Origin of the sequence: Niallia laureatilytica, from assembly GCF_046613985.1 — a bacterium.
In the GTDB taxonomy this organism is placed as follows: Bacteria; Bacillota; Bacilli; order Bacillales; family Cytobacillaceae; genus Niallia.
In genome coordinates, this window is record NZ_JBKKHP010000005.1 from 224,340 (window position 1) to 240,463 (window position 16,124).

At 36.6% G+C, this 16,124-nt stretch carries 18 protein-coding genes and 3 riboswitches; of the genes, 8 read left to right on the forward strand and 10 right to left on the reverse strand.

Annotated features, from left to right (window positions below; all coding sequences use genetic code 11):
• Window positions 1-8: 8 nt before the first annotated feature.
• Window positions 9-518 (reverse strand): energy coupling factor transporter S component ThiW, encoded by a 510-nt coding sequence (thiW, locus tag ACLIJJ_RS14775; protein WP_411411171.1) that lies wholly within the window; start codon window positions 516-518, stop codon window positions 9-11.
• A gap of 54 nt (window positions 519-572) precedes the next feature.
• Window positions 573-678, reverse strand: a riboswitch (TPP riboswitch).
• 79 nt (window positions 679-757) lie between these two features.
• Window positions 758-867, reverse strand: a riboswitch (TPP riboswitch).
• 319 nt (window positions 868-1,186) lie between these two features.
• Entirely contained in the window at window positions 1,187-2,068 is an 882-nt protein-coding gene (locus ACLIJJ_RS14780; RefSeq protein ID WP_411228898.1) for an aldose 1-epimerase family protein, read from the reverse strand.
• Between the two features lie 113 nt (window positions 2,069-2,181).
• On the opposite strand from ACLIJJ_RS14780, the gene ACLIJJ_RS14785 reads away from it, so the two are divergent.
• The gene (locus ACLIJJ_RS14785) at window positions 2,182-2,337 is read left to right on the forward strand and encodes a hypothetical protein (RefSeq protein WP_411411172.1); all 156 of its coding nucleotides are present in this window, start codon (window positions 2,182-2,184) and stop codon (window positions 2,335-2,337) included.
• Between the two features lie 47 nt (window positions 2,338-2,384).
• Here the strand turns inward: ACLIJJ_RS14785 and ACLIJJ_RS14790 are convergent, their stop codons facing one another.
• On the reverse strand, window positions 2,385-2,783 hold the full coding sequence (locus tag ACLIJJ_RS14790) for a nucleoside 2-deoxyribosyltransferase (protein WP_237942954.1): 399 nt from the start codon (window positions 2,781-2,783) through the stop codon (window positions 2,385-2,387).
• Between the two features lie 159 nt (window positions 2,784-2,942).
• On the opposite strand from ACLIJJ_RS14790, the gene ACLIJJ_RS14795 reads away from it, so the two are divergent.
• Window positions 2,943-4,082, forward strand: coding sequence for a PP2C family protein-serine/threonine phosphatase (locus ACLIJJ_RS14795; protein WP_237942956.1), 1,140 nt, complete (start codon window positions 2,943-2,945; stop codon window positions 4,080-4,082).
• Window positions 4,083-4,111: 29 nt separating this feature from the next.
• Here ACLIJJ_RS14795 and ACLIJJ_RS14800 read toward each other — a convergent pair whose 3' ends face one another.
• The 3 genes from ACLIJJ_RS14800 to ACLIJJ_RS14810 all read right to left on the reverse strand — a co-directional run bounded on the left by ACLIJJ_RS14800 (window position 4,112) and on the right by ACLIJJ_RS14810 (window position 8,577).
• Window positions 4,112-4,933: a CheR family methyltransferase gene (locus ACLIJJ_RS14800; protein ID WP_233315039.1), complete on the reverse strand. Its 822-nt coding sequence runs from the start codon at window positions 4,931-4,933 to the stop codon at window positions 4,112-4,114.
• A gap of 45 nt (window positions 4,934-4,978) precedes the next feature.
• The gene (locus ACLIJJ_RS14805) at window positions 4,979-7,738 is read right to left on the reverse strand and encodes a sensor histidine kinase (RefSeq protein WP_411411173.1); all 2,760 of its coding nucleotides are present in this window, start codon (window positions 7,736-7,738) and stop codon (window positions 4,979-4,981) included.
• Between the two features lie 251 nt (window positions 7,739-7,989).
• The gene (locus ACLIJJ_RS14810) at window positions 7,990-8,577 is read right to left on the reverse strand and encodes an NAD(P)H-dependent oxidoreductase (protein ID WP_411411174.1); all 588 of its coding nucleotides are present in this window, start codon (window positions 8,575-8,577) and stop codon (window positions 7,990-7,992) included.
• Window positions 8,578-8,799: 222 nt separating this feature from the next.
• Between ACLIJJ_RS14810 and ACLIJJ_RS14815 the strand changes: the two genes are divergently transcribed.
• From ACLIJJ_RS14815 to ACLIJJ_RS14825, 3 genes are all read left to right on the forward strand, one after another.
• Window positions 8,800-9,588 carry a HipA family kinase gene (locus ACLIJJ_RS14815; protein ID WP_411411175.1) on the forward strand — a complete coding sequence of 263 codons (789 nt, stop codon included), beginning with the start codon at window positions 8,800-8,802 and terminating at the stop codon, window positions 9,586-9,588.
• Window positions 9,589-9,714: 126 nt separating this feature from the next.
• The gene (locus ACLIJJ_RS14820) at window positions 9,715-9,993 is read left to right on the forward strand and encodes a hypothetical protein (RefSeq protein WP_233315035.1); all 279 of its coding nucleotides are present in this window, start codon (window positions 9,715-9,717) and stop codon (window positions 9,991-9,993) included.
• A 58-nt stretch (window positions 9,994-10,051) separates the two neighbouring features.
• Window positions 10,052-11,128 carry a tetratricopeptide repeat-containing glycosyltransferase family 2 protein gene (locus ACLIJJ_RS14825; protein WP_411411176.1) on the forward strand — a complete coding sequence of 359 codons (1,077 nt, stop codon included), beginning with the start codon at window positions 10,052-10,054 and terminating at the stop codon, window positions 11,126-11,128.
• A 25-nt stretch (window positions 11,129-11,153) separates the two neighbouring features.
• Here the strand turns inward: ACLIJJ_RS14825 and ACLIJJ_RS14830 are convergent, their stop codons facing one another.
• The gene (locus ACLIJJ_RS14830) at window positions 11,154-11,765 is read right to left on the reverse strand and encodes a polysaccharide deacetylase family protein (RefSeq protein WP_233315033.1); all 612 of its coding nucleotides are present in this window, start codon (window positions 11,763-11,765) and stop codon (window positions 11,154-11,156) included.
• 162 nt (window positions 11,766-11,927) lie between these two features.
• Here ACLIJJ_RS14830 and ACLIJJ_RS14835 point away from each other — a divergent pair, with 162 nt between their 5' ends.
• Window positions 11,928-12,908, forward strand: a complete 981-nt coding sequence (locus ACLIJJ_RS14835; RefSeq protein ID WP_233315032.1) for a CgeB family protein — start codon at window positions 11,928-11,930, stop codon at window positions 12,906-12,908.
• Window positions 12,909-13,087: 179 nt separating this feature from the next.
• Window positions 13,088-13,564: a hypothetical protein gene (locus tag ACLIJJ_RS14840; RefSeq protein WP_411411177.1), complete on the forward strand. Its 477-nt coding sequence runs from the start codon at window positions 13,088-13,090 to the stop codon at window positions 13,562-13,564.
• Between the two features lie 70 nt (window positions 13,565-13,634).
• On the opposite strand, the gene ACLIJJ_RS14845 is transcribed toward ACLIJJ_RS14840, so the two are convergent.
• Together ACLIJJ_RS14845 and ACLIJJ_RS14850 are read right to left on the reverse strand one after the other, a co-directional pair.
• A complete protein-coding gene (locus ACLIJJ_RS14845; RefSeq protein ID WP_233315030.1) occupies window positions 13,635-14,099 on the reverse strand; it encodes a C40 family peptidase in 465 nt (154 codons plus the stop codon).
• 241 nt (window positions 14,100-14,340) lie between these two features.
• Complete coding sequence (locus tag ACLIJJ_RS14850) at window positions 14,341-15,171, reverse strand: methyl-accepting chemotaxis protein (RefSeq protein ID WP_411411178.1); 831 nt, start codon at window positions 15,169-15,171, stop codon at window positions 14,341-14,343.
• Between the two features lie 117 nt (window positions 15,172-15,288).
• Window positions 15,289-15,370, reverse strand: a riboswitch (cyclic di-GMP riboswitch).
• A gap of 174 nt (window positions 15,371-15,544) precedes the next feature.
• Between ACLIJJ_RS14850 and ACLIJJ_RS14855 the strand changes: the two genes are divergently transcribed.
• Window positions 15,545-15,898, forward strand: coding sequence for a VOC family protein (locus tag ACLIJJ_RS14855; RefSeq protein WP_411411179.1), 354 nt, complete (start codon window positions 15,545-15,547; stop codon window positions 15,896-15,898).
• A 29-nt stretch (window positions 15,899-15,927) separates the two neighbouring features.
• On the opposite strand, the gene ACLIJJ_RS14860 is transcribed toward ACLIJJ_RS14855, so the two are convergent.
• Window positions 15,928-16,083 carry a hypothetical protein gene (locus ACLIJJ_RS14860; RefSeq protein WP_251647488.1) on the reverse strand — a complete coding sequence of 52 codons (156 nt, stop codon included), beginning with the start codon at window positions 16,081-16,083 and terminating at the stop codon, window positions 15,928-15,930.
• Window positions 16,084-16,124 lie beyond the last annotated feature (41 nt).

Here is a 16,124-nt window from a genome sequence, read left to right on the forward strand (position 1 = left end):
TAGTACCATTACTTTTTGAGCAAGCTCGTATTTGTTAATACAGCCGCTTGCTTTTTCACAAAGATGCTTAATACAATCGCTCCAATCAATGCTCCAGCAATCGAGCTGAAAATAAAGAGCGGGATAAAGCCAAACAATGACGCCTTTTGTCCAAGGAGAACTGCCGCAATTGGATATGCTAATATTGCCCCAAGTATGCCAGTTCCAAAAACCTCTCCGGCAAATGCCATATACAGCTTCCTAGTCTTTAAGAATAATAGTGACGCTAACAGTGCTCCGACCATGCTTCCTGGAAATGCAAACAGTGAACCAGTTCCCATGAGGTTTCGTAAAAGCGAGACACTAAAGGCTTGCAGCACGGCATAATACGGACCTAGTAATACTGCTGACAGAACATTGAGAAAATGCTGTACGGGAAACACCTTCGTAAACCCAATCGGAATGAAGAAAAAATTACTAGTCATTGTCCCGATTGCGACCATCATTGCCGTTAATGTAAGCTTTCGTGTTTTTTCCATAAAAAAATCCCTCCAGTAATGAGCACTGAGGGATCTAGACAGTCAAAAAAGACTAATCTAATACGAACACTTTCCTACGCTGGCATTATCCAGTTCAGGTCCAAAAAGGGTCAAGACTGTAAAGTCTACTCTCAGCCGTTCGGCTCCCCCAGTGCAATCTCTTATTCAATTTACAACCATGCTAATATAAAAAAGCCAGGTCTCACTTTAAGACCTGGCTTTAAATAGCAGTAAATAAAGAATCTCACTGACTACTTTCCTACGCTGGCATCATCCAGATCAGGTCCGAAGGGTTAAAAAAATTGCTTTTTTCTCTCAGCCCTCCATGCGGGCACCCCTAGTAGTTAAATGGTTATGTAAAATTAAGCTTAATCATAAACCTAACTGATTCTAATGTAAAGAGATTTTTTACTTGCAATAGGAACTATCTATTGTTTTATTCGTAAATAAAGTGGAGGTGTTTAGTATGTTCAATAGCAAATCTGAATGTTCCGTATGCAGGAAGGAAATTAGGGGGAATGACGTTGTGTATGTAAAAATGCGCTATCCTATGCGTAAAGGAATGACCGAAATAAAGGCATATTTAAAAAATGAAGGAACCCTTATTTGCGAGAACTGTAATAAAAAGGTAAGGGAACCTTATTTTAAACAGTTCCCTTACCTTTTTATTAAACAAACTTTATTTCATACCCTGCTTGGAAGGTTTCCCCTGCTTCAAGCTTATTCATTCCGAATTTTTCATTTAACTTTCCTGTTGTGTTATATAGATCAGCAATCCCGTACCATGGTTCAATACATACAAATGGAGCCATTGTTCCTTCTGGTTTAGAGTAGTTCGACCAAATCCCTACAAAAGGAAAATCTTTAAATGTAACTTCGACGCCATGATTTGATTTATCTGACACTAGTTTTATCGCATCAATATGACTGTAGATTAATGCATCATTTTCAAAAAGAGAATCCTTCACCTGAATAGAATCAATATCATTAGCAATCCCTTTTTCATGAATAAGCGAATCCTTCAGCTCATATTCCATAACATCTTTGTTTTCAGCTGTTGTAAAATGGAGGACATAATCCTCGGCAGATTCATCATCTAACAGCGGAACTCTAAAGGCAGGATGTGCACCGATGGAGAAAAACATCTCATCCTTATTGTCATTGACTATTTCCCAGCGGACAGAAAGAGAATCCTCCAGCAAAGAATAGTGAATATACGCTGTAAATTCATAAGGATAAACATCAAGAAAACGCCCGTCCGACTTAACAACAAAGGAAACAGCATTGTCTGTTTTCTTCTCTATATCAAAATCGGCATCACGCAAAAAGCCATGCTGCGACATCGGGTAGGATTTTCCATTTAGTTCATATTTATCATCCTTTAAACGGCCCACAATCGGAAATAATACGGGAGAAACTCGCCCCCAATATGCTTTATCCCCTGTCCACATATAATCCAGTTCATTCTTTTTATGCTGCACTTTACGAATTTCAGCACCGCTGCTTGCAATTTCTACCTTTAACCACTCATTTTCAATTACAGTTGTCATTGAAATTACCTCTTTCCCATTAATATTATAAGAATGCAACGCAATAACCTTTTATTTACATTTAATATAATTATTGTTATCATTTAGCTATTATTTAATAAAGGAGCTCGATCATGATCAATTGTATTTCAGATTATCTTCAAGTACCGAAAGCTATAATAAAGTTTGGACTGCTCTCCATTGTCATCGCTATGAGCTTTTCCTTATTTAGTCTTTCAGAAAAAATTGGTGAATGTATTGGTAAGCTATTATTCATTGTTACACATTAATTGCTTATCCATTACATACCCACTACTCCAAAAAATAAGCCACAAATTTAGATAGTTAGCGCAATAACCGTCTCTATTAAATCCTCGACTTCCCCATAACATTTGTTAACTTCCGGTAAATGATAAAAGGTGCTTGTCGCTTCTAAATTATTCACTTCCTTATTAGGGGAATAGAGGAATATCTTTTTCCCCAAACCAATTGCTATACCTAATTCAATATGACTCCCTTTTCCAGCCGGAAGTATAACAATTATAAAATCACTATTTTTCACAGCTGCTAACTCTTCTTGTCCGATTTTCTCTAAAGCTTGTAAGGATGTTGCTCTGTTATTTAATGTCCAATCATATGTATGGATATATCCTTTATCAATAAGCAGTTTACTGATATTTCGTACTTCATTCTTATTTTTAAAGCTTGATGCAATATAAAACGTTCGTTGCTGCATTTGCTATCTCCCTCAATTCCTATAGCCATTATAACATTATTTGGTATACGGACACCTCAGCAACTATTAAAAGTTTAATATTTATGTTTATAATTATATTAAACAGGGTATTAAAAAATGTTGTATATAGAAAGTTGATAGTAAGTGAGGGGATAATTCTTGGGAATACTGATTGTTGATGATAATGAAGCTAATTTATTCGTCATAGAAAAGCTGTTGCAGCGTGCTGGGTATACAGATTATCTGTCGTTTACTTCTGCACAGGATATGTTTAACTATTTATATTCAGATAAACCATTTGTAATAGAGAGTCAGGTTGATGCTATCTTAATGGACATTATGATGCCGGAAATTGATGGAATAGAAGCTTGTAAACAGCTCCAGCAAGTAGAGCATCTGAAAGATATTCCAGTCATTTTTGTCACAGCGCTAGAGGACTCATGCAAAGTGGTTGAAGCATTAGATGCCGGTGGCACAGATTATTTAATGAAGCCGATTAACAAAACAGAGCTGCTCGCAAGACTTCGCGTTGCAATCAGGTTAAAATATGAAAAAGACTGGCATAAGAAACAAGAAGAGAAAATCAGAAATGAATTGGAGCTGTCAACACAAGTACAAACAAGCGTGCTCAGCCCACCTATACATAAAGAAAACTTGCTTATTAAGGCATCCTATCTGCCTGCATTTCAATTGGCGGGAGATATGTACTTTTGGTATGAGATTAGCGATCATCGTTATGCCGCCATTCAGCTTGATATGATGGGCCACGGAATTTCCGCTTCGCTTGTATGCATGTTTATTTCCTCTGTATTGCGTGACACAATTCAAAAAAATCCTGATCCTGAGAATGTGATACAAGATTTAAACCGCCGAATGAGCACACTAAATTCAAATCAAAAAATACCATATTATTTTACAGCGATATACTTAGTACTAGATACAAATGAACGAACGATAGAATACATAAATGCTGGACATTTGGACGGTTATGCCCTAATTGACGGTACAACAACAGTAGAATTGAAAAGCAATACGACAGCTGTCGGCTTCTTTGATGATATCAGAACAAAGAAGAATATCATTCACTACTCGAATTCTGTTCAGCTTATTCTTTGTACAGATGGTGTCCATGAAGCGATTGATAAATATGGAGAAACGGGTATCGACTTGATAAAGAAGGCTGCTTCCTGCCGGCTTGCTGATGCGAAGACATCGGAACCGATTGACTTAATTACATCTAAAGACCACCAGAAAGGTGCTACAGACGATATGTGTGTAGTCTTAATACAAGCAGATTGAAGGCGATCCATATAAAAAAGCAGTGCTTCCTAATAGGAAGCACTGCTTTTTTTACGGAATATTTTCTCTTGTGTATTAAAATTTTCAAAGTAGGCAGAATCACTGCGAATTGTCTCTTTGCTTCCTAAGCCAAGGAAGCCTCCCGGGCTTAAACTTTCATTGAATAATTCATATACTTGCTGCTGTAATTCCAGATTAAAATAAATCAGGACATTACGGCAAATAATTACATGAAATTCATTAAATGACCTGTCTGTTACTAGATTATGCTGTGCAAACACGATATTTTTCAGGATTGACGGCTTTAAAATAGCTCCGCTGCTGTCTGCTGTATAGTATTCGGAGAAGGAACTATTGCCGCCAGCGGCAAGATAGTTTTTCGTATAAGCCTGCATTTTTTGCAGGGGGATTACCCCTGCTGCAGCTTTTTCCAACACAACGTCATTCATATCAGTAGCGTATATCTTGGCCTTATGTGCCAATCCTTCCTCCTCTAGCATAATTGCCATAGAATAGGCTTCTTCACCAGTAGAACAACCTGCATGCCAGATCCTGATTTCAGGGAGCTTCCTTAATAAGGGAACTGCCTCTTCTCGGAAAGCCTTAAAGAAGGAGGGGTCTCTAAACATCTCAGTAACATTAATAGAAAAGTCACGGAGCAGCTTATAGAGAACATCTTCGTCATGAATAATTCTCTCTGTTAGTCCAGTAATGGTTAGCAGCTTTTCTCTGTTTAACCGATTTTGGACCCTCCGCATTAAGGACGAACGCATATATTGTCTGAAGTCATACCCAGTCAATTTGTATACAGCTGTCAAAAGTAAATCTAATTCAATTTCTTCTTTTTCCATACTAATTCATTTCCTTGTCTTTTCTACTTAGAAGAATATACAGCATTATGACAACCATACCCTCATGGCAGATAATAATTGATCCAGTTTCAGAGGTTTGCTGATATAATCAGATGCCCCTGCTTCTATACATTTATCGCGGTCACCTTTCATTGCTTTCGCTGTTAATGCAATGATTGGAATGTCATTGTTTTGCTCTATACCTCTAATTTTTCTAATTGTTTCATAGCCGTCCATGACAGGCATCATAATATCCATTAACACAATATCAAAATGCTCTAATTCATCCATCTTTTCAAGACATTCAGCGCCATTTTCTGCGGTAATAACATTCATGCCTTCTTTATTTAAAGCATTTTTTAATGCAAAGATATTACGATGGTCATCATCTGCTACAATGACTGTTTTCCCTTGCAGTACAGTAGATGGTGAGTGTTCTGTATTACTCTCTTCATTTACTGCTGCTGCATTCTCAGGCTCGGCCTCGTCAGAACCAATTGCAGATGCTGCTTGATCTTCCGCTATGCTGTCTATGCCAATTAGAGGGATTCCTCCCGGCAAGTTCGGAATGAAAATCGTGAATGTACTTCCTTCTCCTTCCTTGCTTTCTACTAAGCACGTGCCTCCAAGGAGTTGGGAGAATTCCTTCGAAATGGATAAACCGAGACCTGTTCCTCCGTATTTCCTCATTGTTGCTCCATCAACCTGCTGGAATGCTTCAAATATCATCGCATGTTTATCTGCTGGGATACCAATACCAGTATCTGTTACAGACATCTTCACCCATATATCCGCATAATTGGAGAGCGGAAGCTGCTTCACTTCATTCATTTCTGCTTTATTGACAGAAATCTTAACACTGCCCTCTTTTGTAAACTTAAATGCATTTGATAACAGATTTTTCATAACCTGCTGCAATCTTTGTTCATCTGTATAGATGATTGGCGGAACATCCTCATGGAAATCAATCTCAAAATCTAAGCTTTTGCTTTTCGCTATTTGCGTAAAGTTTCGTTTCAATCTGTCAACGAATTCACTTAAGTACACTTCTTCAAAGCTTATTTCAAGCTTTCCTGCTTCCACTTTAGAAAGATCGAGAATATCATTAATAAGATTTAATAGATCATTTCCAGACGAATTGATGACTTTGGCAAATTCCTTCTGCTCAGAAGATAATTCGCTGTCAAGGTCATCTGCCAGCATTTCTGAAAGCAGCAAAATACTGTTAAGCGGTGTTCGAAGCTCATGGGACATATTTGCAAGAAACTCGGACTTGTATTTCGAGCTAAGTTTAAGCTGCTTTGCCTGCTCCTCCAGTTCTTCTTTCACAGTCTGCAGTTCCTCTGTTTTCAGTTCTGCATCATTCGTTCTTTCCTCGAGCTGCTCATTAATCATCCGCAGTTCTTCTGTCTGTGTTTGCAGCTCTTCCGATTGGGCCTGCAGTTCCTCCGATTGGGTTTGAAGCTCTTCTGTTTGTGCTTGTGATTCAAGCAATAACCGCTCTACTTCCATTCTTCCTAGTATATTCATAATTCCAATACCTAAGGTTTCGAGAACATTTTCAACCAGTTTTTGATCTGAAGCGGTAAATTCCTTAACGCTTGCTATTTCCAGAACAGCGACAACCTCATCCTTCACCAAGATTGGTGCAATCAGCACAGATTTCGGTCTAACCTCACCTAATCCAGTTGAAATAAATCGGAAATCTTCAGGAATATTAGGAAGAACAACTATTTTCTTGTCACGCACCGTTTGCCCGATAATACCTTCACCAGCAGTAAATGTTTGTCTTCCTGCATCTGAATCTGCATAAGCAGCGACTTTTTTGAAAACAGGCTCTTTACCTGTATCATCCTGTACATAAAACGCTCCAAGGTTTGCATCTATTGCTGTAACAATTTTTTTAAGGAACTGTTCAGCAAGTGAGGTTACAGAAACATGGCGGCTGTAAAGCTTGATAATTTCCGCAGAATTGGATTGCACCCAGTTTTGCTCAGATATTTCTGCAACAAATTGCTTTTCTTTTACCGTGTAATTTTCAAGGGATGCCGCCATTGTATTAAATGCTCTCGCGATATCCCCAATTTCATCCTTCGTTTCCAGTTCAATGCGCGGCACAGACACTAAATTAGTAAAATCAACATCCTTAATGACATGAACGATGGAATTAATATTTCTAGTTGTGCTCCTAATAACCCACAGCATGACAGTGACAATCAGGATAAGTGCGACAGAAACAACCGAAATAAGGGCAATAACAAGCTGTTTATATGTTGCGTTTGCCTCATCGAGGGCATCACCCATCAAGGATTCTTGATAGTTTTTAAACTCATCTATTTTACTTAACAAATCCCTCCGGTTAGAAATCCCTTCATCATAAACCGCTTGAAGCTCTTGCTTTGTGCGATTATCATTGTACAAAGTGATCATTCTGCTTTCCATTTGAGAAAAATTCTCATATAAATTACTGATTTCTCTGAGAAGAACCTTTGATTTGTTCGTATTTAAGATAGATTCAAGTTCTGTTATTCTTGTATTTAGAAGCGAAATTTGTTCTGCTGACGATTCAACAAATTTCGTATTATTTTCCTCGCTGCTGCTGATCAAATTCAACATATTGCGGTCTTCTAAATAGATCTGCTGTCTGATTTCTGTTGCTTCATTTACTTTATGATAGCGGTCCTGCACAATCTCTAGCATATTGTCTCTAATGGACTGCATCATAATAAGTATGATTCCCATTAAGAGGACCATAAATAAAACGGTCAATCCTAAACCAAAATATTGCTTTCTTTTGTAGCCCACACGAGTTCCTTCTTTCTACTTGTCTATACCATCAACTATAACAAACTTTTTGCTAGTTTACTAATTTACATCTAAGTCTCTATGTATGTTAATAGGTATACTATTTAAGAGTTTCAATAATAATCTATTATCTTACTCTACTTAGTCGTTCCATCCAAGAAGTAATTATATCACAAAAATAATTGATATTACTTTCCTTCGCTAAATGAAAAAAGAACTTCCGCTGATTAATACTTGGGGATGCTTTAAATCTACCTGTCTATCCTTTTAAAATAGTCATAAACCTTTTGCAGCTTTTTGCTTTGTTTTCCCTTTTTGCTCTCCATATTTCCAAGTTCAAAGAATTTAACTCTTTTTATTCCGACAAAATTAAATAATGCCTTTTTCATTAGAATCTTATGAGCATTATTCAACCAAAGGAGCGGATAATGAGTAGGTCCTTTCATGGTAGAAACACAAACAACAGATTTTCCTTTTAAAAGCCCCTCCGGAAATAGCCCTTTTTTATCTTTATAAGCAAAATTAGAAGCAAACATTTGGTCAATATATCCTAAAAGCATGGCAGGCGGTCTGCCCCACCAAATCGGATAAACAAAAACCAACTTATCAGCCCATTTCACTTGCTGCCTATATTTTTCTAAGACCGGATCAATATGCATGTCTCGCCTGCGTTTTTGTTCATTGAACACTAATAAGGGATTAAAGCCTTCTTCATATAAATCAAGAACTTGGATTTCTTTAATGTTTTTATTTTCTTTACTCCCCTTCAGCACTTGTTGGAAGAACGCATAATTCAAGCTTTTATGATTTGGATATGTATATACTACTAACATCTTCATTCGAACACCTCTTTCTGTTATAAAACTTTGTTCAGCTTATCACGTTAAACAGTAATCCCTTTAATATTCTCACATTAACAATAAAAACCTTTTTTATCTTTTAATAAAGTGTTTATTATACAAATTTTGTTTTTCTTTTCTTAGGGCTTTGCGCCTCACCAACTATAAATAAGCAAATAAAATATAAGGATCTATACACGATAGCTGTAAAGGAGGAAGCAAATGTCTGTATATGCAGTTGAATATATAAAAGATGTTGAGGAAGGAGAAATGGCTGCAAAGTTATTCCTGTGCAGTGACGGAAATGTGTATATTGTAAAATTGATGTCAAACCCAAACGGAAAAAGATCGTTATTCAATGAATTAGTATCGTATCGATTAGGCGAGCTTCTAGGTCTCCCAATAGCGACAGGTAAAATAATTATCTTCTCAAAAAAGAAACTTAAAGATCCAAAATTATTAAAAAGAATGGCTATTGAAGAAGGACCTCATTTTGGAAGTTTACTAATTAAAAATGCAAGCTTGTATTCATCTGATAAGCTCTACCATTGTAATAATACTTTCACACTCCCTGAAATTATTATGTTCGACAATTGGATATCGAATTACGATCGAAGGGAAGAACGACAAAACATATTGCTATCCGGCAATAATCCATACCAATTGGCATTTATTGATCACGCTGACGCCTTTTATGGTCCTGAGTGGAGTATTGACAGTCTCAACTATTATACATGGAACAATCATGTCATCTGGGGGTCTACTTATGAAGAATTTGTACCCTTCATCGATAACGCCGACCCTTTCGGATTGGCATTAAATAAGCTTTATTCTATAAAAGATGAGGAGATTGCCGCTGCATTTGGTAAAGATATTCCTTCCGATTGGCAAGTCTCAAAGGAAGAAGTAAAAATGCTGCTGTTCCATCTGATAATAAAAAAACAACAAATGAAGAAGACAATTGCTGATTTAAGGAGTTACTTCCCGATTTGGAATTCTTCAAGACTCTAATACAGCTTTTATGTACAGATTCTCAAAAAGCAAAAGAAAAAAGTTCATTTTTGTAGTGTTTGTCCTAGAACAATTTTCTCCTTAAAGTAATATTTTATAGTAACTTATAAATTGGAGTTGATGAATATGCCACCTAAACCCCCAAAACCTCCAAAGCATCATAAAGGTCCCCATAAAAAACACCATCTTCCGCACAAGTTAAAAGGTCTTAAGGGAGTTACCGGATTAACTGGAATGACTGGAATGACTGGAATGACCGGGATGACTGGGATGACTGGGATGACTGGGATGACTGGAGTTGCCGGAATGACAGTTTCACAGAATCAGAATCCTATGACAAATGATCAAGATTATCAAACATGGATTGAAGATTTGTACAACCAGTATATTAATCCTGAAGACTAAACAACATGATTGTCTGCATCCTATAACAGGATGCAGATATATTTATATGGAGGAACGTATGATTTCAATTAGCTTATGCATGATTGTCAAAAATGAGGAAAACACACTCGGCAGATGTTTAGATTCCTTAAAAGATATGGTAGATGAAATCATTATTATAGATACAGGCTCGACAGACCGCACCATTGAAATTGCCCGGACATATACGAATAATATTTACCATTTTCAATGGATTGATGACTTTTCAGCTGCCAGAAATTTCGCCTTTGAACATGCGAGCAAGGAATATATATTGACTATGGATGCAGATGACATCTTTGATGATACAGAAAAGTTATCCCGTTTGAAAGAAACACTTCCATCAACCGTGGATGCAATCACAATGAAATACCAAGCCGCTTTTGATGAGGTAGGCAATGTTTTAGCAAGCCTGAGGCAATTTAGGCTTGTGAAACGCTCCAAACAATATAAATGGCACGGAGCAGTTCATGAATATCTAGATGTGAGCGGAGAAATCTATCATAGTGATTTAACCATTAGCCATAAAAGAATTCACCTTAATCATAATAGGAACTTGCTCATTTACAAGAACCTTCTAAATCAAGGAATTTCTTTTACGCCGCGCGACCTGTTCTATTATGGAAATGAACTATATGATAATGGCTTTTATGAAGAAGCGATTCCTGTCTATATGGATTTTATTCAGACTGAAGATCATTGGCTGGAGGATGAAAGAACTGCTTATCGCAAAATATCTGAATGCCATTCCCAAATGTCTAACATAGACCATGCTGTTGAGTATGCATTAAAAACATTTCAATGTGGATTTCCCCGTTCTGAAGACTGTTGTCGTCTCGGATTTCTTTTCCTGCAAAAGGATGATCCCAAAACAGCACTTCATTGGTTTCAATATGCGACAATTCTTCCCGAAGTAGATGAAGGCGGCATTATTTACCATGGCTGTTCTACATGGATTCCTCATTTACAGTTATGCGTTTGCCACTCTATGCTGGGGAATAGCAAGAAAGCATACCAGCATATTGTAATCGCTCACAAATTCAATCCTACCAACAGTTTAATCATAGAAAATAAATATTTGTTAGAAACGCATATTAAACAAACTCCTCTAAATTAATGGAGGAGTTTGTTCTTCTAAACACTTATGTTTTTATGTTATAAATTTTATAAAAGTACTCTTGCATTGTTAAAAACTCATAGCCTTTTTCTCGCAAATTTTCAATTATCCTAGGCAATGCTTGCACTGTCCTTTCCCTAGGCCCTCCTCCATCATGCATGAGAACAATTTTATTTTCTTTCCCGGCTCTGATACCTTCCATCACACGTTCTTCAATTTGGTCTTCCTGAGATAAATCCCAATCATTTGTATCAATATCCCATAATACTGGTATTAGTCCAAGTTCATGTATAGTCCGGTAAATCTCCTCATTAATCGCTCCATACGGCGGTCGAAAGAACTTTACATCTTGATTGGCAGTTTTCTTGAGCTCCAGATTAAGAATTTCAATTTCTTCTAGCAAAACATTCCTTGATATTTTAGTAATGTCTGGATGGTTCATTGTATGGTTTGCCACCGTATGCCCATCCTTCACTATCGCTTGAAGAATTCCAGGATATTTGTCTAGACTTTCACCTAGGATAAAAAAAGTTGCTTTTACTTGAAGTGTTTTAAGGATTTGAAGAATCTCCAGTGTATAGGGTGATGGTCCATCATCAAATGTTAAAGCGATAAAACGTTTAGAGTCAGCTTCCACAATTATCCCCTTTCTTTTGCAAAATAGTTTATATATAAAATATGCCAAATTGTTATCAATGTTTTTCCCATCTGTACCATATTTAAATTTATTTCATACAAGCCGTTTCATGTTTGTCCATCTTTTCATATATTAATAAAAAATTGCTGGTGGTGACTCCTTTTGAGAATACTCTTTATTGATAGTAATGAACTTTTAATGTATGGGTTAGCAGCCGGGTTCAGGGATGCGGGTCATGAAGTTTTGGTTTCAGGAAAAATAGACGAAAAGACAATTCCTAATTTAATTGCGAGCTTCCGGCCTCAGCTTATTTTTACTGAGGGATGGTCTGAAGAAAATGATAGTCCTTGGAAGCAGAAATTAATAAGTTCACAAGTGAAGGCTTCGGGAATACCACATATATATTGGGCTGTAGAGGATCCCCATTTCACACTTGACTTTACTCTTCCTCTGATCGCTAGAATGAAGCCAGACTTTATTTTCACCTTAAGTACAAGTTTAGTGGATTTCTACAAGAAACTAAAAATACCTGCTGCTCATCTTGATTTCGGCTTTGAGCCCAGCATTCATTATCCTGTTTCTAATGCTCAAAATATCTATGATATTGTAGTGGTGGCAAACGCCTATCCTCATATTCTTACAGAAGCTCCTGAGCATTATCGGAATAAATCCCTGCAAACTCTGATAAAACCATTAGTTGAGGAAGGTATCCGCATTGACTTTTGGGGAGCAGATTGGGATAAAATGGGCAATGTACTTGGCGTAAATATCCCAAATGATTGGATTCATGGTTATTTACCATATAGAGATGCTTATAAAGTGTACAATAGTGCAAAAATAATCATCGGACCGCAAAATTACAAATCACAGGTTACGCAACGTACGTATGAGATTTTAGGATCTGGAGGCTTCTTAATCACTTCTGACACTCCGGGGGTTAGAGAATTATTCACAGCCGGAAAAGATTTGGTTGTATCTTCTAACAAGCAGCAAACGCTTAGTTTAGTCGACTATTATTTGAACCATCCAGAAGAAAGAACAAAAATCAAAATACAAGGACATAAAACTGTTTCTAATCACTCCTATGAGAAAAGAGCTAAACAAGCTATCCAAACACTGATTAAAGAAGGAATAATTAAATAATCCTAACTCCCTCTTGTCGGTAGGTTTTCGCATTACAAAGACAGAATAACGCTCTCTCACTGAAATGTATGTATACACACTCCATATAGAAAGCTGTGAGGTCATGTATCTGTCCTTTTTGATTTTATTGGAATGAAATAGCTCCGTAGTAAATAGCTTTATAGCAGGAGGTGTTTCCATTGCTAAAAATCTTTAAAAAACGGTGGATACTCTTTGATCAAGCGGTCAGCCCTTATAAGCCTTATGTAACGGTTGATTATGGCGTCACTTCCGTATCACCTAGAGATATCATAGGCTTAAGCCATACACCAAAGGAGATTAAAAATGATGAGAAGCTGATTGAACTAAAGAGATCTGTTGAAACAAAAGGCTGGGATGATAAATTGCACGCTGATTTACACTTAGTCCGTCTTCCTAATGGGAAGTATGCTGCTGCCGGGGAAGGAAATCATCTATCTTACCTTTCCGATCAGTTAGATATTCCAAAAATAAAAGCCCATGTTTCGATCCTCATTCCAGAAGAATATATCCCAGAAAATATAAAAGCAGAGATGGAAGAGTACACAAATAAAGAATATTTGTTTGAAAAACGGTCTTCTACACTGCTTTCTCTTGCTAAATTTCTAAATTTACTCCCTAAGGAAGAAAAAGAGTAACCACTTTCCATTAAAAGTCTCTATAAAAAAACAGAGCATCCTGTGGCTGCTCTGTTTGATGATTTATGTTTTAAATACGCTTTGCACTGTAGTATTTAGATTTCCAATAGCTGTTGCTTAAACTTGTAATTGTTACGCCTTTAGTAGAATCTGCATGAATAAATTTATTGTCACCTATGTAAATACCGACATGGGAAGCGCCCTTTTTATAGGTTTGGAAAAATACCATATCTCCCTTTTTCAGCTTGCTTTTAGAGACTTTTTGACCTTTTTTGTATAGGTCAGCGGTAGTTCTTGGCAAGCTTTTGCCTGCTTTTTTAAACGCATAGTTAACAAAGCCTGAGCAATCAAAACCAGCTTTTGTCGTGCCGCCCCATTTATATTTTGTTCCTATTACCTTTTTGCCTTCTTTAACTGCTTTATCCTTATAGGAAGCAGAAGCAGCCTCTACCTTTCCTGAATCAAGTGGAGACGGAATAAATACTCCTGCGAGTAAACTTAAACTTGCCAATACTGCGATAATGGCCTTCTTCATGATGGTAACCTCCAAAATTATGTGTTTTCCATTGGCTATGTATCTCGACGTTTTAACTATCTTAGTATATCAATATATTCAGAAAAATATAGTGAATTCTCATTACACTTTCATTAAGAAATATTACGAGTATTACAAATATCGCTAGTTTTTGAAATGATAGAGGAATATTAAGGAAGGGTTGCCAATTCTAAAAAAATAACCGCCTAAAAAGGCGGTTATACTTTTGTAAGAAAGTAGTTTAGACTCTATTATTTAAACCTTCAAACTCGTTCATTTTCCCACAAATCTCTGATTGCGTGGAACTTACCACTTCTTGAGAGTTTTTGGTGACTTCACTAACCTTATTTACCTCTGTTGCTATATTTTCAATATTACTGTTTATTTTTTTAATAGCGTCTTCCACATTTCCAGCTAGTTTCCTTACTTCTGTTGCAACCACATTAAAACCACGTCCATGCTCGCCTGCTCGGGCAGCTTCAATTCCTGCATTTAATGCGAGTATATTGGTTTGTAAAGATATATTTTGAATGGATTTAGACAGTCCTCTAATTAAATCTGTTTGTTCCTGTAAGGATTGAATCGCCTGCATATTCTCCTTAGCGTTATCACTGACTATTTCACCTAGATCTAAGGAAAGATTCTTTAATAAGGAAACAAGCTCTAATGTTTTATTTTCACGCTCTGTAATATCTGTAGCTATTTTGAGTACTGCTGCTGCTTCCCCATTATCGTTTAATACAGGAATATAGGTGGCTTCCAGCCATAATAAATTTCCGCTTCTGCCAACTCGTTGGATTTTCTCCTGGAACTTAGTGCCTTTTCTTAAGTTTTCCCATAAAAGTGCATATTCCCTGCTGTTTTGCAATTCTTGTGTGCAAAACTGCTTATGAAGCATGTCTTTCAATGCATGCACACTATATCCAAGTGTATTTGCAAAATGTTCGTTTGCCCAAATGACCTTACCAGTCAAATTAAATTCAACAATTGCCAAATTAGATTCTAGTGCTGCTAATACAGAGTTGGCTTCTAACACTTGAGTACTTTTGTTGATTTCTCCAGTTGTGTTCAAGTTCGTTCTTCCTTTTTCTATTTAGTTTTTAATTACAATTTTTAGAGATACTACTAGTTCCGTACAGCTTTAATATTTATTAATCACAGTCTCTTCAATTTATATCGTTATTCTCCCTTCGGTAACCCAGCCATCGTAGAATTTCCTTAGACCTGTGGTTTTGCGTCCTTATCTTTCAACAAGTTTGCCTTTTTCTAGAGTTTGATTCTACTTCTAATTAATTTCCAGCTACTATTTATAACGGCTGTAATTCAATGTTTGAAATAGGAAATTACTCCTATATTTTATCCTATTAAAGGATGAGAACTTGATAATGTGGAAGTAAAACTACTAAGCAGTTTTTTTAGAGGAGTATTATTGAAGGAGGAGTAGAATGACCAGGCCTATAAAAAATGATGTGGGAACTATCTTTATCCCTGTTAGCGATATTGAAAAAGCAAAAGATTGGTACTGTGACTTTTTAGGTTTGCCTGCAAATGGTGAAATCTTGTTTGATCATCTGTATGTATTGCCAATGGAAGGAACAGGCATTGTGCTGGACAGCAAAATATACAAAGAAGGAAACATTATTAATACACCATTATTTCATTTTAATACAGAAGATATTAAGGCAGCATATGCGTACTCAGAAAAAAAACAAATTGAGTTAGTTACCACCATTCAACATGAACATTATTTCACTTTCAAAGACCCGGATGGAAATCATTTAATGGTTTGTAAATGTTAAATAAGAAGAGATCAGGTTAGCTGATCTCTTCAAACGGAGTTATTTGTAACAGGATTTGAGCTGCTTACTTTCTTTACTACAAAAACGAGGACGATAAAGCCCATGAAACATGTTGCTGTGCCAACACCCATTAAGCCTAAAACAAAGGCAGCTATACACCAAATGAATTCTTTAAAGACCCTCACCTTCCTCCTAATACTCTGGTCTTGATACATATGCTTTATCT

Bases quoted from the DNA above. Each gene is read 5' to 3' on its own strand.
- thiW (WP_411411171.1), bottom strand. From the start codon at position 518: ATGGAAAAAACACGAAAGCTTACATTAACGGCAATGATGGTCGCAATC.
- ACLIJJ_RS14780 (WP_411228898.1), bottom strand. From the start codon at position 2,068: ATGACAACTGTAATTGAAAATGAGTGGTTAAAGGTAGAAATTGCAAGC.
- ACLIJJ_RS14785 (WP_411411172.1), top strand. From the start codon at position 2,182: ATGATCAATTGTATTTCAGATTATCTTCAAGTACCGAAAGCTATAATA.
- ACLIJJ_RS14790 (WP_237942954.1), bottom strand. From the start codon at position 2,783: ATGCAGCAACGAACGTTTTATATTGCATCAAGCTTTAAAAATAAGAAT.
- ACLIJJ_RS14800 (WP_233315039.1), bottom strand. From the start codon at position 4,933: ATGGAAAAAGAAGAAATTGAATTAGATTTACTTTTGACAGCTGTATAC.
- ACLIJJ_RS14810 (WP_411411174.1), bottom strand. From the start codon at position 8,577: ATGAAGATGTTAGTAGTATATACATATCCAAATCATAAAAGCTTGAAT.
- ACLIJJ_RS14815 (WP_411411175.1), top strand. From the start codon at position 8,800: ATGTCTGTATATGCAGTTGAATATATAAAAGATGTTGAGGAAGGAGAA.
- ACLIJJ_RS14820 (WP_233315035.1), top strand. From the start codon at position 9,715: ATGCCACCTAAACCCCCAAAACCTCCAAAGCATCATAAAGGTCCCCAT.
- ACLIJJ_RS14825 (WP_411411176.1), top strand. From the start codon at position 10,052: ATGATTTCAATTAGCTTATGCATGATTGTCAAAAATGAGGAAAACACA.
- ACLIJJ_RS14845 (WP_233315030.1), bottom strand. From the start codon at position 14,099: ATGAAGAAGGCCATTATCGCAGTATTGGCAAGTTTAAGTTTACTCGCA.
- ACLIJJ_RS14855 (WP_411411179.1), top strand. From the start codon at position 15,545: ATGACCAGGCCTATAAAAAATGATGTGGGAACTATCTTTATCCCTGTT.